The organism is Comamonas sp. C24C (assembly GCF_053345995.1).
Map to the genome: position 1 here is coordinate 317,131 of NZ_JBKFBC010000005.1, position 19,832 is coordinate 336,962.

Here is a 19,832-nt window from a genome sequence, read left to right on the forward strand (position 1 = left end):
ATGAGTGAAATTGCATCCGTGGCCGATCTTTGCGGCCAGAACCTGCCCGGCTTCGACGCCACGACCGACTACTGGCAAGCCATCGTCACCGAGGCCGAGCTGAGCCAGTCGCCGCTGCCGCCCTATGCGAAGAGCTACCCGGCCAGACTGCCCGACGGCCGTTATCTGCTGCTTCCGCTGCGCGGCATGCCGACAGCCGATGGCTCGGCGCCGGACCGCTGCGTGGCCTCCCTGATTGCCAACCAGGCCTCGATGGAGGTGGTGGAGCAGCTGGCGCTGCACATGGCGCAAGGCGCCGGTGCGCACGACTTCGACATGGTCATAGGCCTGCCCACGCTAGGCCTGGCTTTTGCGCCGCTGGTGGCCAAGCAACTGGGCCACAGCCGCTATGTGCCCCTGGGTTATTCGCGCAAATACTGGTATCGCGACGAGCTCTCCGAGCCCGTCAGCTCCATCACCACGCCGGGCAAGGGCAAGCTGCTCTATATCGACCCGAATCAGCTGGGCCTGATTGCCGGCAAGCGCGTGCTGGTGGTGGACGATGCCGTGAGTTCGGGCACGACCATGGTGTCCGGCCTCAAGCTGCTGGAGCGTTGCGGCGCCGAAGTGGCCGCCATTGCCGTGGCCATGCGCCAGGGCACGCAGTGGCAGCAAAAGCTGGTGCGTGCCGATGGCAGCGCCATCCCCGTGGTCGCGGCCTACGACTGCCCGCGCATGGAGCGCCGGGCCGACGGCTGGTGGCCTGAAAGCCCATAGCAAGAGGACTGCTCGCGCGCATGGCGAAATGACGCAAATATCTAAGTCAAATCGTTCATAAGAAGCGTATTTTTTATTCGTTCTGTTTTCCCTCGGGCTTGCGTACTCTGCGCTTACGCATCCACGAAGGAAAACGTCATGACGAACAGACTTCCGAACAAGACCTCCTCGCGCTCGGTGGCCGTGAAAGCGCGCCTCGACTACCCCGTGATCGACACCGACGTGCATGTCAACGACTACACGCCGGCACTGGAGGACTATGTTCAGCACTACGGCGGCAGCGCCTTGGTGGATGCGCTGCGCAAGGCGCTGGGCGGGCGTTTCGCGACGCGCTCTGCCGAGGGCAGGGACTGGTACCAGCAGAGCCCCGAGGAACGCCAGCACCACCGCACGTTGCGCTCGCCTTGGTGGGCCAGGGTGACGCGCAACACGCTGGACTTGGCTACCTACACCTTGCCCGATCTGCTCGCCGAGCGGCTTGAGGAGCAGGGGGCGGACTATTCGGTGCTGTTTCCCAACGATGTGTTGGCACCGGCTGCTGCGGGCGACGAATTCCGTCAGCCGCTGCACCGCGCCATCAATCACTTTCATGCCGACCTGTATCGCAAGCATGCGCACCGGCTGACGCCCGTGGCGGGCATTCCGCTCAATACCCCGCAGGAAGGTATCGAGGAGCTGGAGTTCGCCGTGAAGACGCTGGGGCTCAAGGTCATCAATATCGCGGGCGGGGTGCGCAGGCCGATTGCGGCGATTGCGGCCAAATACCCCAAGGCCGAGCACCCCGAGGTGGCGCGTCACGCGAGCTACACCGACTTCTACGGCCTGGACAGTCCCTACGACTACGACCCGTTCTGGGCCAAGGTGGTGGAGCTGGGCGTGCCCGTCACCACGCACTACGGCAGCCAGGGCTGGACCGGGCGCCAGTCCATCAGCAACTACATGTTCAACCACATCGGCCACTTTGCCGATGGCTCGCAGGCCTTTGCCAAGGCCTTGTTCTTCGGCGGCGTGACGCGTCGCTTTCCGGGGCTGCGCGTGGGCCTGCTCGAAGGCGGGGCAGACTGGGGCTCGCATGTGTACACGCATCTGGTGGATCGCTTTGAAAAGCGCAACCGCCATGCCGTGCAGAACTACAACCCCGCGCATGCCGATGTGGAGTTGCTGGCCGCGCTGTTCGAGCAATACGGCGCCGACCTCACCAAGGGCAGGCCGCTGAACAAGGAGACGTTGCTGCGCGACAGCCTGGGCATTTCCGCGCTGCCGCACAGCCGCGACCCGCAGGGCGACGAACTTGACGATTTCCTGGCCGCCGGCATCGAGAGCGTGGAGGACATCCGCGAGCGCTGGGTCAAACCCTTTTTCTTCGGTGCCGAGGCCGACGACCGCACCGTGGCCGCGGCCTTCAACACCCGGGTGAATCCGCTGGGTGCCAGGATCAATGCCATCTGGTCCTCGGATATCGGCCACTGGGACGTTCCCGATCTGACCGAGCCACTGGCCGAGAGCTGGGATCTGGTGGAGCAGGGCGTCATCAGCGCCGAAGACTTCCGCGCGCTGGTGTTCGACAACCCCTACCGCTTCTACACCGAGGCCAGGCCCGACTTCTTCGCGGGCACCGACATCGCCAGCAAGCTGGCCGCGCGCTGAGCGGCCGCGATCTCTCTCCCTATTTTTTCCCGTTCCGGCCCCAGAGAGCGGCGCGCCACAAGCGCGGCGCCGGGGCCAGCCTTTGCCTTTGAAAGACTGCAGATGACCCATTCCCTGATTTCCCGGCCCTGGGGCCGTCGTGCCGCTCTGGCGGCCCTGGGCTTGTTGTTCGGCTCCCTGGCCCACGCGGCGCCGCCCCAGGCCATACGCATCGGCGTGGCCACGGCGGGCGGCGGCGAACCCATCAACTGGGGCGGCTCGCCTGGCGGTGTGGTGCGTGCCAACCAGTGGCTGGAAGAGGCTTTCAAGGACTCCGGCATCAAGGTGGAATGGCTGTTCTTCAAGGGTGCGGGACCGGCCGTGAACGAGGCGCTGTCGAACAAGCAGATCGACTTCGCCTATCAGGGCGACCTGCCCTCCATCGTGGGGCGCGCCAACGGACTCAGGACGCGGCTGCTGGTGACCAGCGGTGCACGCAACAATCTCTATGTGGTGGTGCCGCCGCAGTCGGGCATCCAGCGCATCGAGGAGCTGAAGGACCGCAAGGTGGCGATCTTCCGCGGCACCAACGGCCATCTGGTGGCCATCAACGCGCTGCAAAGCGTGGGGCTGGCCGAGCGTGATCTCAAGGCCATCAACCTCGACACGGGAAGCGCCCAGGCGGCCCTGGTCTCCAACGGTGTGGATGCCTCGTTCGGCGGCTACGAGTGGTTCAAGATCCGCGACCAGGGTCTGGCCAGGGTGGTGTATTCCACCCAGGGCAAGGACCCGGCCCTGACACGCCAGGCGGCGCTGCTGGTGCGCGAGGAGTTCGAGAAGGAGCATCCCGAGCAGGTGCAGAAGGTGGTGAACCAGTTCGTGCGCGCAGCCAACTGGGCTTCGGACGAGAAGAACCGCAGCGAGCTGTTCCAGCTCTGGGCACGAACGGGTACGCCTGCGGCTTCCTGGGAAGCGGAATTCGACAAGCAGGCTCTGGCCGTGCGCAACTCGCCGCTGCTTGATGACTTCATCGTGGCGCGCTACCGCTCGGTGGCCGAGGATGCGGCCAAGCTCAAGCTGATCCGCCGGCCGGTTTCGCTGGAGGGCTGGTTCGAGCCGCGCTATCTGCAGGCTGCACTCAAGCAGCAGGGGCTGGAAAAGCGCTGGACCGTGTTCGATGCCAAAGGCCAGGTCAAGGTCCGGGGCCAGAACCCTGATGCCAGCCCGGTGGCACTGCGCTGATGCCCATGGCCGATATCCTGATTGATGCCGCTGCGACGCGTCAGCGTCCTGCCGGCCCGCCTTTCTGGCAGAACCTGCTGCGCAGTGCCGAGCCTTTCTTCCTGCCCCTGGCTCTGCTGCTGCTCTGGGCCCTGGGCGCGGCACGCGGCTGGATCTCGCCGCAGGTACTGCCATCGCCCCAGTTCGTCTGGGAAACCCTGGCCGAGCTGGCCACGAATGGCGAGCTCTGGACCCACACAGCCGCGAGCCTGCAGCGCGTGCTGGTGGGCTTTTTGGCGGGCAGTCTGCTGGGTCTGCTGCTGGGCGCGCTCATGGGCCTGTCGCGGTTCGTGGAAGCCTATCTGCTGCCCAGCTTCAATGCGCTGGTGCAGATTCCCGTTCTGGGCTGGATGCCTTTTGTGCTGCTGCTGGTGGGCATAGGCGAGCCGCTCAAGTACATCCTCATCGCCAAGGCCGCCCTGGTGCCCGTCACGCTGGCCACGCTGCAGGGTTTTCGGCAGGCGCCGCAGAACCTGCTGGAGGTGGGCAGCGTCTATGGCTACACGCGTCGTCAGCAGGTGCTGGAGATCGTGCTGCCCACGGCACTGCCCACGCTGTTCACGGGGCTGCGCCTGGGCTTTACCAAGGCCTGGTTGTCGCTGGTGGTGGTGGAACTGGTGGCGTCGAGCGAAGGCCTGGGCTACCTCATCGTCTATGGGCGCCAGCTGTTCCAGCTCGATCTGGTCATGGCCGCCGTGATCATCGTGGGCGCGCTGGGCTATCTGATCGACCGCCTGCTCGATGCGGCCGAGGCGCGGCTGGCGGCGCGCAACGGCGTGCGCCCGGTCGTCGAGGGAGGACTGCTGTGAGCACACCGAACACCCTGTCTTCCGTCCCCGCACGCTGGCGCGGCCTCGTGCTGCCTGTGGCGGCCGTGCTGCTGTGGGCGCTGGCGTCGCACCTGCGCCTGGTCAACTCGGCGCTGCTGGTGTCGCCGCTGCAGGTGCTGGGCACGGGCCTGGAGCTCATCACCAGCGGCCAGCTCTGGTTGAACCTGCGGGCCAGTCTGCTGCGCGAGCTGACCGGCTTTGTCATCGGCAGCACGGGCGGGCTGGTACTGGGCGGGCTGCTGGGGCTGTGGCCGCGCTTCGGCCGTCTCGTGGGGCCCAGTTTCAATACCTTCAAGCAGATCTCGCTGTTTGCCTGGATTCCGCTGATCTCGGTGTGGTTCGGGCTGGGCGACGTGGCCAAGGTGGTCTTTCTCTCGCTCGCGGCCCTGGTGCCCGTGGTGGTCAACACCGTGGACGGCATCCGCAGCACGCCTGCCTCGCTGCTGGAGGTGGCGCGCGTCTACGGCTACACGCGTTGGCAGACCACCTGGCATGTGGTGCTGCCTTCGGCCGCGCCCTCGATCTTCACCGGCATCTACCTGGCGCTGGTCTATTCGTGGCTGGCCACGATAGGAGCAGAGTACCTGCTGGTGGCCGGGCGCGGCGTGGGCAATCTGCTCATCGAGGGCAGCGAGCATTTCCGCATGGATCTGGTGCTGTTCGGCATGGTCACCATCGGTTTCGTCGGCTGGCTCATGAACGCCAGTGCCCGTGCACTCGAACGCGCCCTGGCGCGGCGGCTCGGGCGCTGAGCGTCTTCTCTCTTCTTTCCAGGAAAGCATCTTCCCTATGGCAACGACGACCGCGACAGACGATCTGCATATCCACGTCGCCTCCAAACAGTTCGATCATGCCCAGGCCGCCAGCGGCAGCCTGCAGGTGCTGCAGGACATCGACCTGCAGGTGCGCGCCGGCGAGTTCATCAGCATCGTGGGCGCCAGCGGCTGTGGCAAGTCCACGCTGCTGCGTCTGGTGCTGGGCATCGATGTGGACTACGAGGGTCACATCGCACTGGGTGACGAACGCATCACGGCGCCCGGGCTGGACCGGGGCATCGTCTTCCAGGATCACCGGCTGTTTCCCTGGCTCACGGTGGAGCAGAACATTGCCGTGGGTCTGCGCAACGCCGACCGCAGCGCGGCCGAGAAGCGCGAGCTGATCGCCGAGCACGTGGCGCTGGTGGGCCTGCAGGGCTTCGAGCAATCCTTTCCGCGCCAGATCTCGGGCGGCATGGCGCAGCGCGTGGCCATTGCGCGCGGCCTGGTCAACCGCCCGCGCGTGCTGCTGCTCGACGAGCCTTTCGGCGCGCTGGACGCGCTCACGCGCACGCGCCTGCAGGGCGAGCTGCAGCGCATCTGGCAGCACGAGCGCATCACCATGCTGCTGGTGACCCACGATGTGGAGGAAGCCGTCTTCCTCGGCGACCGTGTGGTGGTCATGCAGCCGCATCCGGGCCGCATCCGGCGCATCGCGCCCGTGGACCTGCCCCATCCGCGCAACCGCAGCGACCCGGCCTTCCTCCGCATCCGCGATGCGCTGCTGTCCGACTTTCTGGGCCCCGAGCGGCGCGGCCCCAGCGATGTGCCGCCCCCGGCCGAGCCGCGCGCGGCGCTCTGGCTGCCGCACGACGGCCTGCGCTTTGCATGGTGACTTTTCCCTTCATTGAAAGCCTCTCATGACCACACAGAAAAAGCAGATCAGGCTCGGAGCCTTCCTCATGCAGACCGGCCACCACATCGCAGGCTGGCGCCATCCCGGCGCGCAGGCCGATGCGGGCGTGAACTTCGGCCACTATGCGGCGCTGGCGCAGAAGGCGGAGGCCGCCAAGTTCGATGCGGTATTCCTGGCCGATGGCGTGGCGGTGCGCTCCGACAACGATCAGGCGCTGGCCCGCATTGCACGCAGCGACCAGTTCGAGCCGCTGACGCTGTTGTCGGCACTGGCCGCCGTGACGCAGCGCATCGGCCTGATCGCCACGGCTTCCACGAGCTACCACGAGCCCTACAACCTGGCGCGTAAGTTCGCTTCGCTCGACCAGATCTCGGGCGGCCGTGCGGGCTGGAACCTGGTGACTTCGGCGACCACGGCCGAGGCCCTGAACTTCAACCGCAGCGCCCAGGATGCGCATGGCGACCGCTACCGCCGTGCAGCCGAGTTCCATGACGTGGTCGTGGGCCTGTGGGACAGCTGGGAGGACGATGCCTTTGTGCGCGACAAGGAAAGCGGCATCTACCTCGATCCCGGCAAGCTCCATGCGCTGCACCACCAGGGCGCGCATTTCCAGGTGCGCGGCCCGCTCAATGTGGCGCGCTCGCCCCAGGGGCGGCCGGTGGTGGTGCAGGCCGGTGCCTCGGACGAGGGGCGCGAGCTGGCCGCGCGCACGGCCGAAGTCATCTTTGTGGCGCATCAGACGCTGGAGGAAGGCCAGCGCTTTTACCGCAGCATCAAGTCACGCGTGCAGCACTACGGCCGCCACCCCGACGATGTGAAGATCATGCCCGGCATCTTCCCCGTGGTGGGCCGCACCCAGGCCGAGGCCGAAGCCAAGTTCGAGCAGCTGCAGTCGCTGATCGACCCCGTGGTCGGGCTGTCGCTGCTGGCGGGCATTGCGGGGGAGCTGGATCTCTCGGCCTATCCGCTGGACGGCCCTTTGCCGGAACTGCCGCCCACCGAGGGGCCGCAGAGCCGCCAGCGCCTGCTGGTCGATCTGGCGCGGCGCGACGGCCTGAGCATTCGCCAGCTCTATCTGAAGATCGCCGGCGCGCGCGGCCACCAGCAGATCGTGGGCACGCCGCAAACCATTGCCGACCAGCTGCAGCAGTGGTTTGAGGAGGGAGCGGCCGATGGCTTCAACATCATGGGGCCGTGGTTTCCGGGCGGGCTCGACGATTTCATCGAACTCGTGCTGCCCGAGCTGCGCCGACGCGGCCTGTTCCGCACCGAGTACGAGGGCCGCACGCTGCGCGAGCACCTGGGCCTGCAAAGGCCGGAGCATCCGCAAGCCCTGCGCCGGCTGCAGGCGTCGCACAAGATCGCGGCCTGATGCCGCGCCATATGGCCAAGCTCTATCAATAGAGGAGCTGCTTGCGCTTGTCAAGTATGAATTTCAGGTTGTTTTTACCTTGAGATCAATGCATGGAAAGCGATACAAGCTCTGTTTTTGATAGTGATGGAAGCCTCTATCAGGTCAGCGCACCGCGCCCGTCCACGGTAAAGATGCGCTCGACCACGCCCTTGAGCCGGCCGCCGCGCACGCCGATCAGATGGTCGTGCAGATTGACCGTGGGGTCGCAGTGGCCGGGAATCAGCCACAGCGTCTCGCCCAGGGCGGGCAGCCAGCCGCTGTGGTTGCCCGCATCGGCATCGGGGTGCAGCACGCCATGCTCGTCGCCGCCGTTGGCAAAGCGCAGTGCGTTTTCGGGCGCCAGCGCATGCAGCCGTGGCAGGCCGGAGTCTATGGCATGGGCCTTGTGGCCGGCGTCGCAGACGGCGTGATCGCTGCTGAGCGACATGACCTGGGTCTTGACGTAGAGCGCATGCTCGAACAGGGGCTGGGCCGCGTCGCGCTGGTTGGCCGCGTAGTCGGCGTCCATGAAGAGGAAGGAGCCGGGCTGGATTTCGCCATAGATGCCGCTGGCAGCCTCGTTGACCATGGTGCCCGTGCCGGCGCCCGTGATCAGCGGTATGGCCAGGCCGGCGCGGTCGAACTCGTGGCGCGTGCGGTTGACGAGCTTGAGCACCTGCTCGATGGCGGTCTTGCGCTCCTCGGCACCGCGCAGATGCTGGGCGCCGCCGTGATAGGCCTGCAGGCCCGCAAAGCGCAGCACGGGCTGGGCCGCAATCGCCTGTGCCAGTGCCAGGGCGGCTTCGCCGGGCTCTGCGCCGCAGCGGTTCTGGCCGACATTGATTTCCACCAGCACATCCATGGCCGCATCGCCTGCCTGCGCATCCTGCAGGGCCCGCGCCAGCCGCGTGATGCCTTCCTCGCAATCGACGGCCAGGGCCAGTCGGCCGCCCTGGGCATTCAGTGCCTTGGCCAGAGCCGCCACGCGCGCCAGCTTGGTCTGGGCGATGACTTCGTTGCTGATGAAGATATTGGTGATGCCGCCCTGGGCGAGGGCTTCGGCTTCGCTGACTTTTTGCACGCAGTGGCCGCAGGCGCCGGCATGCTCGAGCAGATGGGCAATATGCGCGCTCTTGTGCAGCTTGGCATGCGGGCGCCAGAGCACGCCATGCTGCTGGGCAAAGCGGGCCATGCGCTCGATATTGCGGTCCATGGCGTCCAGGTCTATGACCAGGGCGGGTGTGTCTATGCGTTTGACGGCCTGGCCGACCAGGGTTTGCAGATGCTCAGGAATGTGCTTCATCTCGGCTGCCTTGCTGAAGGTGTGCGGTATCTGCCCAGCCTACCAAAGACAGGCCGTCAGGCGTCCAGAGCAGGCGATTGATGGCGCAGTTGCTCAGTTCCCAGGTGCGGGGCGTCTGGAAGTCCTGGCGCGTGGCCAGGCGGTAGAGCACGTCCAGCACGCCGCCATGGGCGACCAGCACGATCTGCTCGCCCTCGTGCTGGCGCGCAATCCGGTCCACCGTGGTGGAGATGCGTTCGCGCAAGGCCTGCAGCGAGTCGCCGCCGCCGGGCGGGGCATAGACCGGGTTGCGCGTGCGCCACAGCTGTGCGTCCTCGGGCTGGGTGGCTTCCACATCCTTGAAGGTACGGCCCTGGAAATCGCCGAAGCAGCGCTCGCGCAGGCCGGTGGTGGCGTGCAGCGGGGCGCCGGATGTGCGGGCAATCGCCTGCGCCGTGACATGGGCACGCTGCAGGTCGCTGCTGTAGATGGCGGCAATGCTCTCGTCGGCCAGCGCCTGGGCGGCCTGTTCGGCCTGCCACAGGCCGGTGTCGTTCAAGGGAATATCCAGATGCCCCTGGATGCGTCCATCGACGTTCCAGGTTGTCTCTCCGTGCCGGATGGCAATGATGCGCGTGGCGTGCATGTCTTGGCTCGTTCAGCGTAGGTTGTTTTATTAGGCAGTCATTGTCTTGCAAACAAAGTCTGCCTGTACCCCGGTCTGTTGTTACAGACTTTTCGACGCCCGGCCTGCATCGAGGTGCAGCCGGCAAGAAAAAAGGCCTGCAACCGTGGTTGCAGGCCTTTCGGGCATTGCAGCATCTGCGCTTCAAGCGCCGGCTGTCATGGCTTTCGGTGTCAGATCAGTGACTTGGCATTGTCCAGCACAAAGTCGCAGGCCTTTTCCTTGAGGTTGCTCTTGACCTTGTCCAGGCTGAAGCTCTTGCCGTCGGCGCCCGTGACCATGCCCATCAGACCGTTCTGGTAGCCCTGATCCTTGGGCTCTTCCTTCTGGCCCAGGCCCAGCTTGCCCAGCAGCTGATTCTTGACCTGGGCGGCCTTATCGGCGTTCAGGTAGTTGTTCTTCATGCAGTAGGTGAGGACACCGGCGGCATTGCTGGCCGTGCCGGAGCTCAGATTGCCAAGGCCCAGGGCCGACAGTGCAGAAGAGCCTCCGGAGCCGCCAAGCATGCCGCCCAGGCCCGAGGTACTGGAGCTGCTCTCGGCCGCGCCGCCGCCCAGCTGACCGCGCAAGGCGTCGCCGAGACCGCTGGCATGGGCGCTGAAGGAGCCCGCGGCCACTGTGGCGCAAAGCAGGGTGGAGAGAGCAAATTTCTTCATGACTTCATCCTTTTCATGGCGAAGGCCCGGGCAGGAGGCCCCGGTTCAAGCCGAGCTGCACGTTAGCACGCGTCAGGCCCGGCAACTGTTGAAGATTGCAAATCAACGTACTGGCGCCGCGGTGGCCGGTGCCACGGTGGCCGGGGCGGCCGGTGCAACCGATGCGGCGGGCTGTGCAGGAGCTGCCGGCGTGCCGCTGGCAGGCTGGGCTCCCGGCGGCTGGATGACGGTGCGCACATTGCGCTGGCCCTGCGGCGGCTTGGGGAAGCCCGTCAGCGCGGCATCAAACAAGATGCCGAAGATGGCCGGGTCGTCGGTCCATACATCCTGGCGCTGGGCCGAGGTTTCGTAGACGATCTGCTGGGTCTTGATGTCGCGCATGACGATGCTCACGGCGCGGTAATACTCCAGCGGCGGCTCGTTGAACATCATGCCGCCGCCAAAGCCCCAGCCGAAGCCGCGCCCGTAGCTCATGCCCCAGCCCCAGCGCGGACCCCAGTAGGGGTCGTAATAGGGCCAGCTGGCGTAGTCGCGCGCATAGCGGGCCATGGCGCTGATCTGCACCACCAGGCTGGCGCGCGAGTCATCGCGCGTTAGGCCGACGCGGGCCAGCGCATGCTGGGCCTGGGCTTCCACGGCCGCGAAGTTCACCTGGCCTTGCTGCGAGGGCAGGGTCTCCAGCCGGTAGGTGGCCGGCACAGGGATGGTGTTCAGTGCGGAAAAGCTCTGCACCGTGCTGTTCACCTCGCGCACCGTGCTGCAGCCGGCCAGCAGAGCCGTCGCAGTCAGGGCCACAAGGCCGATCCAGCGTAAGGAGGTTTTGCGCAGGTTCATGATGATTTCTCTGAAAACGACAAAGGCCCATGGGATGGGCCTTTGATTGGACTGCTGGGTCCGGTTTTAGTTCAAAAGTCCGTTCAGGACAGTTGTACCACTTGTACCCCGCCGGGCAGGGCGGCCATGGTTGGCAGCTCTTCATGGTCAAAGGCCATGTCGCCGTTGGGATCGGCAATGCCCGTGGCCTTGGCGTTCCTGAAGTCGTGCAGCTGGGGGTCCATCATGTGCGTGGTCACGATGTTGCCCATGGCGCGGAACATGCTCTCGATGCGGCCGGGGAACTTCTTGTCCCACTCGCGCAGCATATTGCCCACGGCCACGCGCTGCAGGCCGTCCTGGCTGCCGCAGAGGTTGCAGGGAATGATGGGGAAGTTCTGGTACTGAGCCCAGCGCGTCGTGTCCTTCTCGGGCACATAACACAAGGGGCGGATCACCACATGCTTGCCGTCGTCGCTGACCAGCTTGGGCGGCATGCCCTTCATGCGGCCGCCGTAGAACATATTGAGCATCATGGTCTGCACGATGTCATCGCGGTGATGGCCCAGAGCCACCTTGGTGCAGCCCAGCTGGTCGGCCACCTTGTACAGGATGGCGCGGCGCAGGCGCGAGCACAGACCGCAGGTGGTCTTGCCTTCGGGCACGACGCGCTTGACGACGCTGTAGGTGTCCTGGTTCTCGATGTGGTAGTCCACACCGATGCTCTGGAAGTACTCGGGCAGCACATGCTCGGGGAAGCCGGGCTGCTTCTGGTCCAGGTTCACGGCCACGATGTCGAACTTCACGGGCGCACGCTTTTGCAGCTTGCGCAGAATGTCGAGCAGGGTGTAGCTGTCCTTGCCGCCGGACATGCAGACCATGACCTTGTCGCCTTCCTCGATCATGTTGTAGTCGAGGATGGCCTTGCCCACTTCGCGGCACAGGCGCTTTTCGAGCTTGATCTGTTCGCGCTCGATCTTGATCTTGCCGGGCTTGGCAGCTTCTTCGCCGTTGGCGTTCTCTGCGGCCGCAGCATCGGCGGCTTCTGCCTCTTCGGCAATCCAGGGGTTGTCGTTTACTGCATTCATGGGGTTCACCATTGTCCGGTTTCGATGCGAATGGCTACTTCGCAGTCGTCAAAAATTTCCAGCTTCGCAATTTTCACACGCACGCCGCGCACGCCGGGCAGCTGCAGCAGGCGCTGGGCCAGCTTGCCGATCAGGCTCTCGAGCAGGTTCACATGCTCGGAGGTGCATTCGTCGATGATGATCTGGCGCACCTTGCGGTAGTCCAGCACATGGAGGATGTCGTCATCGCGCGGAGCCAGGGGCTGGGGGCCGAGATTGAGTTCGGCGTCGACCTGGATCGGCTGAGGCTCTTGTTTCTCATGCGCAAGAATCCCCAGGCTGGCGTCAAAGCGCAGGCCGGTGAGCGTGAGAATCTGTTGTCCGGAAGTGGAAGTCATGGAAAAGGGTGCGGCCTCGGCGGGCTCACATCATCGAAAAATCGCGCTCGAAGCGCTGTAAATGTTGGCCGCCATCGACCAGCATGGTGGTGCCCGTCATGGAGCGGTTTTCCAGTGCAAAGCACACGGCGGCGGCAATGTCCTCGGACGAGGAGGAGCGTCCCAGCGGGCTCATGGCGTGCAGGGCCTCGAATTTTTCCTGGCTCAGCATATGGCTGGTCAGCGTCAGGCCTGGCGCCACGCCCACCACGCGCACGCTTGGGGCCAGAGCCAGGGCCAGCATGGTGTTGGCGGCTTCCAGAGCCGCCTTGGAGAGGGTGTAGCTCAGGAAATCGGGGTTCTGGTTCCAGAGCTTCTGGTCCAGCACATTCACCACGGCGCCCTGGGCCGACTCTTCGCCCGCCGCCACGCGCTCCTGCACATGGGCGTGCAGCGCCTGGGACAGCAATATGGGCGCGCCCGTGTTGCTGCGCAGATGCGCTTCCAGCGCCACATAGCTGAAGCTCTGGGCATCGTCATGTTCGAACAGCGAGGCGTTATTGACCACGGCGTCGATGCGGCCAAAGCGCTCCACCACACGCGGCACCAGCGAGCGTACCGATTCCTCGTCAAAGAAATCAGCATCAAAAGCGGCGCTATCGCCCGACAGCTCTGCGCAGGAAGCTACGGTTTGCATAGCTTGATCGCGGGAGTCGCGGTAGTGCACAGCCACTTGCCAGCCCGCGCGGGCCAGGGCCAGGGCCATGTCACGTCCAAGGCGACGGGCAGAACCGGTCACCAATACTGTGCGTGGTCGGGCGGGTGAGGACATTCGTGGAAAATGCGGGTTGTGACGACAGAACCCTCAAGTTTAACGAGCGCCTTGCAATCCCGCATTGCCAAGGAGATTGCCGCCGTGGGCGGCTGGTTGCCTTTCGACCGTTTCATGGAGCTGGCGCTCTATGCGCCGGGACTGGGCTATTACGCCAATGAAACGGCCAAGTTCGGCACCATGCCGGAGTCGGGGAGCGACTTTGTAACAGCGCCGGAAATTTCAGCTATTTTTGGTCAGCTGGTGGCGTCCCAGTTACGGGAAGCGCTACAAAAAACGAATACCCGCGAGATCTGGGAGTTCGGCGCTGGAACCGGCGCGCTGGCGCTGCAGATCCTCGACGAGCTGGCGGCTCAGGGTGCGTTGCCAGAGCGCTACACCATCGTCGATCTCTCGGGCACGCTGCGTGCGCGCCAGAAGCTGGCGCTGACGCGCTACGAACATCTGGTGCGCTGGGTGGACGCGCTGCCAGAGACCATGGAAGGCGTGATCATCGGCAACGAGGTGCTGGATGCCATGCCGGTGCAGCTGCTGCAGCGCACCGCAGGCCAATGGCATGAGCGCGGCGTGGTGCTCGGCGCAGGCGGCGATGAAGCGGCCTTCGCCTGGGAAGACCGGGCAACCGAACTGCGCCCGCCTGTGGATATCGGTGGGCCGCATGATTTTCTGACCGAAATCCACCGCCAGGGCGAGGCGTTTATCCACACCCTGGGCGAGCGTCTGACCCGGGGAGCTGCCTTCTTTATCGATTACGGCTTTGGCGAGAGCGAGTACTACCACGAGCAGCGCCATATGGGGACCCTGGTCTGCCACTACCAGCATCAGGTGGACAACGATCCGCTGGTGCTGGTCGGCCTCAAGGACATCACGGCCCACGTCAATTTCACGGGCACGGCAGTGGCGGCCCAGGATGCGGGCTTCGACGTGCTGGGCTATACCAATCAGGCGCACTTTCTCATCAACTGCGGGCTTGCGCCCCGCCTGGATGCGGTCGGCATCAAGGCCCGCTCCATGGCCTCCAAGCTGGTCATGGAGCATGAGATGGGCGAGCTGTTCAAGGTCGTTGCCCTGTCCAAGGGCGTGGAGCCCTGGACGCCGCTGGGCTTTGTGCAGGGCGACCGCACGCACCGGCTATAGCGGCTATAGCGTCTGCGTGCCCGCCGAGCTCACTGCTTTTCGAGCTTGGCGGCCTGGATGATGCTGCCCCAGTGCTTGTACTCGGTGCGTGTGAAGTCGCGGAAGGCGGTCGAGCCGAGCAGGCGGGGCTCGCCGCCCAGGGCCGCGACGCGGGCCTTGAACTCGGGGCTGCTGGCCACCTTGAGCGTGGCCGCTTCCAGGCGCTGGACTGCGGCGCGCGGTGTTCCCTTGGGTGCCAGAACGCCGTTCCAGGTGGCGGTGACAAAGGACGGGAAGCCGCTTTCCTTCATGGTCGGAACTTGGGGCAACATCGGCAGGCGCTCGGCCGAGGTCACGGCCAGCGCCTTGAGCTTGCCGCTCTGGATGAAGGGCAGCGCCGGTGTGATGTTCTCGAAGATGAAATCGATCTGCCCGCCGATCAGATCGGTGAGCGCCGGAGCGCTGCCCTTGTAGGGAGCGTGGATCAGGTCGAGCTTGGCGGCGCTCTTGAGCAGCTCGCCCGACAGATGCACGGTGGAGCCCATGCCCGGCGAGCCATAGCTCATGCCGGCGCGGCGCTCGCGCGCATGGCTCACCAGCTCGGCCACCGATTTGACTGGTGTCCTGGACTCGTTGACCACCAGTACGTTGGGAATCGAGGTCACCAGCGCGATGTACTCGAAGTCGTCCAGGCTTTTCTCGCTGAGATTGCGGTACAGGCTGGGGTTGATGGCCTGCGTGCCCGCCGTGCCGAACAGCAGGGTGTAGCCGTCATTGGCGGCGGCCGCGACGCGGCTGGCACCGATGGCTCCGTTGGCGCCGGGGACGTTCTCCACCACGACCGGCTGGCCCAGGGCCTCGGCCAGACCCTGGCCGACCAGGCGCGCCACGACATCGGTGTTGCCACCGGGCGAGAAAGGCACGACCAGCTTGAGCGGGCGATTGGGGAAGCTGTCGGCCGCGGCCGGCAGGGCCAGGCTGGCGCCTAGCAGCGCTGCGCTGAGGAGAAACTGTTTGCGTGAAAAGGTCTGGGGCACGGTATGTCTCGTTGTTTGTAGTTGGCGGGCCGTGACGGCAGACGCATGGGCCCGATCCCTGCATGGCGCAGGGCTTGGACATCATGGGCAGAGGGGGTAATTGAGGTCAATCAATCTTTGGGAAGCATGTCATGCATAAACGGAATGGCTGCCTGACAGCATGGGCGCGCAGGTCGCCAGGACGGCGCGCCTCTATACTTGCGACCTCATGATTCGCTGGTTGATCGTCATTTTTCTGGCCCTGTTGCTCGTCAACGGGCTGCACGGCTGGCTGCAGCGCATAGGGCTGGGGCGTCTGCCCGGCGACTTCCGCTTTCGCCTGTTCGGCAAGGAATTCTTCCTGCCGGTGGCCAGCACGGTGCTGCTCAGCGTGGTGGCGGCGCTGATTGCCCGCTTTGTGAAGCTCTGAGAGCGTAGGCAGGTTACGGCTTGAATCTGCGGGCTTTGGCTGCACATACAAGCCTGAGCCCGACCTGCGCCTGCCGGCGCAAGCCGGGTATTGCCAAAGAAAGTACGACTTGCGCAAAGCGGGTTCAGGCCTAGCGACTGCCTCAGGAAGCAGGCCGTTGTCGCGTTCCTGTTTGCGTAAATCCCAGAAAGGTTGCCTCGTGTCCGAATCCCTGCACTACGTCTGCCCTCATTGCCACACCACCAATCGCATCGCCAGCGACCAGCTGGGCAATCAGCCCGATTGCGGCAGCTGCCACCAGCCGCTGGTGACGGGCGAGCCCGTGGCCCTGGACAACGACAGCTTTGCGAGGCACACCGGCCGCAGCCAGTTGCCCGTGGTCGTGGATTTCTGGGCTCCCTGGTGCGGCCCCTGCCGCATGATGGCGCCGGCCTTTGCCCAGGCGGCCCAGCAACTGGCGGGGCAGGCACAGCTGGCCAAGCTCGATACCGAGGCTTATCCACAGGCTGCGGCGCCCTTGGGCATCCGCAGCATTCCGACCATGGTGATCTTCAAGGAAGGCCGGGAACTGGCACGCATCTCCGGGGCCCTGCCGGCCTCGGAGATCGTGCGCTGGGTGCGCTCGGTGATCTGAGCGGCGGTTTCGCGGGAGCCGGCCCGCTCACCCGGCCCCGGCCCGGGGCCGGTCAGACTCTCAGGCGGCGATGTCCAGCACCACGCGGCCTTCGATCTTGCCCTCGTGCATGCGGGCAAAGATGTCGTTGATGTTGTCCAGCTTGTCGGTGGATACGGTGGCCTTGACCTTGCCCTGGGCGGCAAAGTCCAGCGATTCCTGCAGGTCCAGGCGCGTGCCGACGATGGAGCCACGCACGGTGATGCCCTTGAGCACCATGGAGAAGATCGGCAGCGGAAAGTCGCCCGGCGGCAGGCCATTGAGCGAAATCGTGCCGCCGCGACGCACCATGCCCAGCGCCTGCTCGAAAGCCTTGGGGGATACGGCCGTGACCAGCACGCCGTGGGCGCCTTCGATCTCTCTTTGCAGATAGGCCGCCGGGTCGGTGTTCATGGCGTTGACGGTGACCGTGGCGCCCAGCTGGCGCGCCAGCGCGAGCTTGCCGTCGTCAATATCGACCGCTGCGACATTGAAGCCCATGGCCTTGGCATATTGCACGGCCATATGGCCCAGGCCGCCGATGCCGGAAATCACCACCCAGTCGCCGGGCTTGGCGTCGGTGACTTTCAGGCCCTTGTACACCGTGACCCCGGCGCAGAGCACGGGAGCGACGTCGATAAAGCTCACATTGGACGGCAGATGGCCCACATAGGCGGGATCGGCCAGTGCGTAATCGGCAAAGCCGCCGTTGACCGAATAGCCTGTATTGGTCTGAGATTCGCACAGGGTCTCCCAGCCGCCTATGCAGTGGCGGCAGAAGCCGCAGGCGCTGTGCAGCCAGGGCACGCCCACGCGATCGCCTTCCTTGACATGTCTGACGTTCTTGCCCACTGCGGCCACATAGCCCACGCCTTCATGGCCGGGGATGAAGGGCGGCTGGGGTTTGACAGGCCAGTCACCTTCGGCCGCATGCAGATCGGTGTGGCAGACGCCGGAGGCGGCAATCTTGACCAGGATCTGATCGTCTGCCGGTCGGGGAACCGGCATCTCCTCGATCGTGAGCGGTTTCCCGAAGGAACGCACCACGGCGGCTTTCATGGTCTGGGGTAAGGACATCAGAGCACCTCCTTGAAGCAAGAGGGCAAGGCCTTGGCCTGTGGGCCGGACACTTGCCCGTCAAAGAACCACGCCGTCAAGGCATGGGTGTTACAGCGGGTTTCGTGACCCGCTGCATGGCCTTGGCGGAGCGCATCGCCACCGCCGTCTCGTACTGTGCAATGGCTGCAGCATACCTTCTTTGACTTAGCTCAAGCCGCGCCCATCCCTGCCTCGCGGGCCTCGGTGCGCTGACGGCTAGGCGCCGCCTTCCAGATAGGCGGCAATCGCCTGCTCGCGCGCCTTGCTCACGGCATCGCCAATGGCCTTGCCCTTGAGGCCGCGCTGCGCCGCCGCCTGGGCAACGGGAGCGGTCTCCACGGCAAGTGCCGCCTTCAGGGCATGGCCCAGGCGCTGGCGCTGCGGGTAGGCCGTCTCTTCGAAACCCAGCCGGCCGCGTGCATCGCATTCGCAGGCCTGCAGGGCTTCCTCGAAGCGCTGGGGCTTGCGGATGGCGTCGCAGCGCTCCAGCAGGCGCAGCAGGGCGGCGGCGTTGAGTTCGTTGCTGCGGTGGAGGTTGCCATGCTCGCGTGCCACGACCTCGGCCAGCTCCTTGCAGTCGTTGGGCACGCGCCAGCGCTCGCAGACCTGCAAAAGCAGGCGGGCACTGCGCTGTTCATGGCCGATATGGCGGGGCAGCACATCGGCCGGCGTGGTGCCTTTGCCGAAGTCATGGCACAGGCAGGCAAAGCGCACGGACAGCGGAGCCTGCAGGCGCGCCGACATGTCCAGCACCATCATGGCATGCACGCCGCAATCGATCTCCGGGTGGTATTCGGCGCGCTGGGGCACGCCCCAGAGTCTGTCGAGTTCGGGCAGCAGCCGGACCAGCGCCCCGCATTCGCGCAGGATGTCGAACATGCGCGAGGGCCGCTCCTCCATCAGGCCGCGGCTGATTTCCTGCCACACGCGCTCGGGCACCAGGGCATCGACCTCGCCGGCCGCCACCATCTCGCGCATGAGCTCCATGGTTTCGGGCGCGACGCGGAAATCGGTGAAGCGCGCCGCAAAGCGCGCCAGACGCAGAATGCGCACCGGGTCTTCGCGAAAGGCATCGGTCACATGGCGCAGCACGCGGTCCTTCAGATCCTGCTGGCCGTGATAGGGGTCCACCAGGCCCTGGATCTCGTCCTTGCCACTCCAGTCCGCGGGAGCGGCGATGGAGTTGATGGTGAGATCGCGCCGCGCCAGGTCTTCCTCCAGGGTCACATCGGCGGCGGTGTGCACCACAAAGCCGCGATAGCCCATGCCGTTCTTGCGCTCGGTGCGCGCCAGCGCGTATTCCTCATGGGTCTGAGGGTGCAGGAATACCGGAAAGTCGCGCCCCACGGGCACGAAGCCGCGTGCGCTCATCTGCTCCGGTGTGGCACCGACCACCACCCAGTCCGTGTCGTTGACGGGCAGGCCCAGCAATGCATCGCGCACGGCGCCGCCTACCTTGAAAACCTTGAATTCACTCATGCTGCAATGTTAGTGGCTGCGCATCGGCCTGCAGATACCGCAATTGCGGGATTGCTGCCTCAGCGCTGCTGGCGATAGGGCTCTTCGAACTGCAGAAAGTCCTGCTCGGCCAGGGCGGCCTGAATCCATTCCTGGGTGGCGGGCAGCTGGGTGACGCGCTGCACATAGGCGCGCACCGGGGCCGAGGTCGGCAGGCCGTAGCTGTTGATGCGCATGCAGACCGGCGCAAAAAAGGCATCGGCAATGCTGAACTGGTCGAACAGCATGGGGCCGCTGGCGGCGTTCAGCAGCGGGGTCCAGAGCTCTTCGAGCTGCTGGACATCGCTGCGCAGATCGGCATGCTCGGCCCAGAGCCGGGCACCGGTCTCCTGCAGCTGGGCTTCGATATTCATGGGGCAGAAGCTGCGCAGCGCACCGAAGCCGCTGTGCATCTGCGCCACCAGGCTGCGGGCGCGGGCGCGCTGGGCCACGGTCTGCGGCCACAGGTGCTTGTCGGGAAAGCGCTCGGCCAGGTATTCGCAGATGGCCAGGCTGTCCCAGATGGTCAGCCCTTCATCGACCAGCAGCGGCACCTTGCCGGTGGGCGCAAGTGCCAGCGCCTGCAGCTTGAAGCTGGAGTCGGGGGCAAAGCTGTCAAAGCGCAGCGTGAGCTCTTCGAAGCTGATGCCGCTTTGGCGCATCAGCACCCAGGGACGCATGGACCAGGATGAGTAATTCTTGTTGCCGATATAGAGCTTCATGGCGGACTCCTGTGTGTATCTGCCGCCGAGCT

21 protein-coding genes are annotated in these 19,832 nt (G+C 65.3%); 10 read left to right on the plus strand and 11 right to left on the minus strand.

What is annotated here, in order from left to right:
* The 7 genes from ACLBXN_RS12075 to ACLBXN_RS12105 all read left to right on the plus strand — a co-directional run bounded on the left by ACLBXN_RS12075 (position 1) and on the right by ACLBXN_RS12105 (position 7,536).
* Positions 1–756 carry a phosphoribosyltransferase gene (locus ACLBXN_RS12075; protein WP_447612281.1) on the plus strand — a complete coding sequence of 252 codons (756 nt, stop codon included), beginning with the start codon at positions 1–3 and terminating at the stop codon, positions 754–756.
* A gap of 138 nt (positions 757–894) precedes the next feature.
* Positions 895–2,403: an amidohydrolase family protein gene (locus ACLBXN_RS12080; protein ID WP_034391161.1), complete on the plus strand. Its 1,509-nt coding sequence runs from the start codon at positions 895–897 to the stop codon at positions 2,401–2,403.
* A gap of 102 nt (positions 2,404–2,505) precedes the next feature.
* Positions 2,506–3,624, plus strand: a complete 1,119-nt coding sequence (locus ACLBXN_RS12085; protein ID WP_034391158.1) for an ABC transporter substrate-binding protein — start codon at positions 2,506–2,508, stop codon at positions 3,622–3,624.
* Positions 3,624–4,472: an ABC transporter permease gene (locus ACLBXN_RS12090; RefSeq protein WP_447612282.1), complete on the plus strand. Its 849-nt coding sequence runs from the start codon at positions 3,624–3,626 to the stop codon at positions 4,470–4,472. The genes ACLBXN_RS12085 and ACLBXN_RS12090 overlap by 1 nt, the downstream gene beginning before the upstream one ends.
* Positions 4,469–5,245, plus strand: coding sequence for an ABC transporter permease (locus ACLBXN_RS12095; protein WP_211457198.1), 777 nt, complete (start codon positions 4,469–4,471; stop codon positions 5,243–5,245). Before ACLBXN_RS12090 ends, ACLBXN_RS12095 begins: the two co-directional genes overlap by 4 nt.
* A gap of 37 nt (positions 5,246–5,282) precedes the next feature.
* Complete coding sequence (locus tag ACLBXN_RS12100; RefSeq protein ID WP_447612283.1) at positions 5,283–6,143, plus strand: ABC transporter ATP-binding protein; 861 nt, start codon at positions 5,283–5,285, stop codon at positions 6,141–6,143.
* A gap of 25 nt (positions 6,144–6,168) precedes the next feature.
* Positions 6,169–7,536 carry an LLM class flavin-dependent oxidoreductase gene (locus ACLBXN_RS12105; protein WP_447612284.1) on the plus strand — a complete coding sequence of 456 codons (1,368 nt, stop codon included), beginning with the start codon at positions 6,169–6,171 and terminating at the stop codon, positions 7,534–7,536.
* A 139-nt stretch (positions 7,537–7,675) separates the two neighbouring features.
* Here the strand turns inward: ACLBXN_RS12105 and ACLBXN_RS12110 are convergent, their stop codons facing one another.
* The 7 genes from ACLBXN_RS12110 to ACLBXN_RS12140 form a co-directional block, all read right to left on the minus strand.
* Entirely contained in the window at positions 7,676–8,860 is a 1,185-nt protein-coding gene (locus tag ACLBXN_RS12110; RefSeq protein WP_211457195.1) for a DSD1 family PLP-dependent enzyme, read from the minus strand.
* Complete coding sequence (locus tag ACLBXN_RS12115; protein ID WP_447612285.1) at positions 8,844–9,485, minus strand: histidine phosphatase family protein; 642 nt, start codon at positions 9,483–9,485, stop codon at positions 8,844–8,846. Before ACLBXN_RS12115 ends, ACLBXN_RS12110 begins: the two co-directional genes overlap by 17 nt.
* A 212-nt stretch (positions 9,486–9,697) precedes the next feature.
* Positions 9,698–10,180 (minus strand): DUF2501 domain-containing protein, encoded by a 483-nt coding sequence (locus tag ACLBXN_RS12120; RefSeq protein ID WP_003050913.1) that lies wholly within the window; start codon positions 10,178–10,180, stop codon positions 9,698–9,700.
* Between the two features lie 102 nt (positions 10,181–10,282).
* On the minus strand, positions 10,283–11,014 hold the full coding sequence (locus tag ACLBXN_RS12125; protein ID WP_343677245.1) for a DUF4136 domain-containing protein: 732 nt from the start codon (positions 11,012–11,014) through the stop codon (positions 10,283–10,285).
* 83 nt (positions 11,015–11,097) lie between these two features.
* Positions 11,098–12,093 carry a tRNA 2-thiocytidine(32) synthetase TtcA gene (ttcA, locus tag ACLBXN_RS12130; RefSeq protein WP_003067973.1) on the minus strand — a complete coding sequence of 332 codons (996 nt, stop codon included), beginning with the start codon at positions 12,091–12,093 and terminating at the stop codon, positions 11,098–11,100.
* Positions 12,087–12,458 carry a dihydroneopterin aldolase gene (locus ACLBXN_RS12135; protein ID WP_003050921.1) on the minus strand — a complete coding sequence of 124 codons (372 nt, stop codon included), beginning with the start codon at positions 12,456–12,458 and terminating at the stop codon, positions 12,087–12,089. The genes ttcA and ACLBXN_RS12135 overlap by 7 nt, the downstream gene beginning before the upstream one ends.
* Positions 12,459–12,483: 25 nt before the next feature.
* Positions 12,484–13,269, minus strand: a complete 786-nt coding sequence (locus ACLBXN_RS12140) for an SDR family oxidoreductase (protein ID WP_043007238.1) — start codon at positions 13,267–13,269, stop codon at positions 12,484–12,486.
* Between the two features lie 9 nt (positions 13,270–13,278).
* Here ACLBXN_RS12140 and ACLBXN_RS12145 point away from each other — a divergent pair, with 9 nt between their 5' ends.
* Positions 13,279–14,406, plus strand: coding sequence for a class I SAM-dependent methyltransferase (locus ACLBXN_RS12145; RefSeq protein WP_447612286.1), 1,128 nt, complete (start codon positions 13,279–13,281; stop codon positions 14,404–14,406).
* Positions 14,407–14,435: 29 nt separating this feature from the next.
* On the opposite strand, the gene ACLBXN_RS12150 is transcribed toward ACLBXN_RS12145, so the two are convergent.
* Complete coding sequence (locus tag ACLBXN_RS12150; RefSeq protein ID WP_447612287.1) at positions 14,436–15,422, minus strand: Bug family tripartite tricarboxylate transporter substrate binding protein; 987 nt, start codon at positions 15,420–15,422, stop codon at positions 14,436–14,438.
* Between the two features lie 208 nt (positions 15,423–15,630).
* Here ACLBXN_RS12150 and ACLBXN_RS12155 point away from each other — a divergent pair, with 208 nt between their 5' ends.
* Together ACLBXN_RS12155 and trxC are read left to right on the plus strand one after the other, a co-directional pair.
* On the plus strand, positions 15,631–15,831 hold the full coding sequence (locus ACLBXN_RS12155; protein ID WP_012839950.1) for a DUF2905 domain-containing protein: 201 nt from the start codon (positions 15,631–15,633) through the stop codon (positions 15,829–15,831).
* A gap of 199 nt (positions 15,832–16,030) precedes the next feature.
* Positions 16,031–16,465: a thioredoxin TrxC gene (trxC, locus tag ACLBXN_RS12160; protein ID WP_167004068.1), complete on the plus strand. Its 435-nt coding sequence runs from the start codon at positions 16,031–16,033 to the stop codon at positions 16,463–16,465.
* A gap of 60 nt (positions 16,466–16,525) precedes the next feature.
* Here the strand turns inward: trxC and adhP are convergent, their stop codons facing one another.
* From adhP to ACLBXN_RS12175, 3 genes are all read right to left on the minus strand, one after another.
* A complete protein-coding gene (gene adhP, locus ACLBXN_RS12165) occupies positions 16,526–17,560 on the minus strand; it encodes an alcohol dehydrogenase AdhP (protein ID WP_447612288.1) in 1,035 nt (344 codons plus the stop codon).
* A 237-nt stretch (positions 17,561–17,797) separates the two neighbouring features.
* The gene (locus tag ACLBXN_RS12170; protein ID WP_447612289.1) at positions 17,798–19,060 is read right to left on the minus strand and encodes a multifunctional CCA addition/repair protein; all 1,263 of its coding nucleotides are present in this window, start codon (positions 19,058–19,060) and stop codon (positions 17,798–17,800) included.
* A gap of 59 nt (positions 19,061–19,119) precedes the next feature.
* Positions 19,120–19,800 carry a glutathione S-transferase family protein gene (locus tag ACLBXN_RS12175; RefSeq protein ID WP_447612290.1) on the minus strand — a complete coding sequence of 227 codons (681 nt, stop codon included), beginning with the start codon at positions 19,798–19,800 and terminating at the stop codon, positions 19,120–19,122.
* Positions 19,801–19,832: the final 32 nt, after the last annotated feature.

Excerpts from the sequence above, each read along its gene's own strand:
- ACLBXN_RS12075 (WP_447612281.1), top strand. The coding sequence starts at position 1 with ATGAGTGAAATTGCATCCGTGGCCGATCTTTGCGGCCAGAACCTGCCC.
- ACLBXN_RS12080 (WP_034391161.1), top strand. The coding sequence starts at position 895 with ATGACGAACAGACTTCCGAACAAGACCTCCTCGCGCTCGGTGGCCGTG.
- ACLBXN_RS12085 (WP_034391158.1), top strand. The coding sequence starts at position 2,506 with ATGACCCATTCCCTGATTTCCCGGCCCTGGGGCCGTCGTGCCGCTCTG.
- ACLBXN_RS12090 (WP_447612282.1), top strand. The coding sequence starts at position 3,624 with ATGCCCATGGCCGATATCCTGATTGATGCCGCTGCGACGCGTCAGCGT.
- ACLBXN_RS12100 (WP_447612283.1), top strand. The coding sequence starts at position 5,283 with ATGGCAACGACGACCGCGACAGACGATCTGCATATCCACGTCGCCTCC.
- ACLBXN_RS12105 (WP_447612284.1), top strand. The coding sequence starts at position 6,169 with ATGACCACACAGAAAAAGCAGATCAGGCTCGGAGCCTTCCTCATGCAG.
- ACLBXN_RS12110 (WP_211457195.1), bottom strand. The coding sequence starts at position 8,860 with ATGAAGCACATTCCTGAGCATCTGCAAACCCTGGTCGGCCAGGCCGTC.
- ACLBXN_RS12115 (WP_447612285.1), bottom strand. The coding sequence starts at position 9,485 with ATGCACGCCACGCGCATCATTGCCATCCGGCACGGAGAGACAACCTGG.
- ACLBXN_RS12120 (WP_003050913.1), bottom strand. The coding sequence starts at position 10,180 with ATGAAGAAATTTGCTCTCTCCACCCTGCTTTGCGCCACAGTGGCCGCG.
- ACLBXN_RS12125 (WP_343677245.1), bottom strand. The coding sequence starts at position 11,014 with ATGAACCTGCGCAAAACCTCCTTACGCTGGATCGGCCTTGTGGCCCTG.
- ttcA (WP_003067973.1), bottom strand. The coding sequence starts at position 12,093 with ATGGTGAACCCCATGAATGCAGTAAACGACAACCCCTGGATTGCCGAA.
- ACLBXN_RS12135 (WP_003050921.1), bottom strand. The coding sequence starts at position 12,458 with ATGACTTCCACTTCCGGACAACAGATTCTCACGCTCACCGGCCTGCGC.
- ACLBXN_RS12140 (WP_043007238.1), bottom strand. The coding sequence starts at position 13,269 with ATGTCCTCACCCGCCCGACCACGCACAGTATTGGTGACCGGTTCTGCC.
- ACLBXN_RS12145 (WP_447612286.1), top strand. The coding sequence starts at position 13,279 with ATGCGGGTTGTGACGACAGAACCCTCAAGTTTAACGAGCGCCTTGCAA.
- ACLBXN_RS12155 (WP_012839950.1), top strand. The coding sequence starts at position 15,631 with ATGATTCGCTGGTTGATCGTCATTTTTCTGGCCCTGTTGCTCGTCAAC.
- adhP (WP_447612288.1), bottom strand. The coding sequence starts at position 17,560 with ATGTCCTTACCCCAGACCATGAAAGCCGCCGTGGTGCGTTCCTTCGGG.
- ACLBXN_RS12170 (WP_447612289.1), bottom strand. The coding sequence starts at position 19,060 with ATGAGTGAATTCAAGGTTTTCAAGGTAGGCGGCGCCGTGCGCGATGCA.
- ACLBXN_RS12175 (WP_447612290.1), bottom strand. The coding sequence starts at position 19,800 with ATGAAGCTCTATATCGGCAACAAGAATTACTCATCCTGGTCCATGCGT.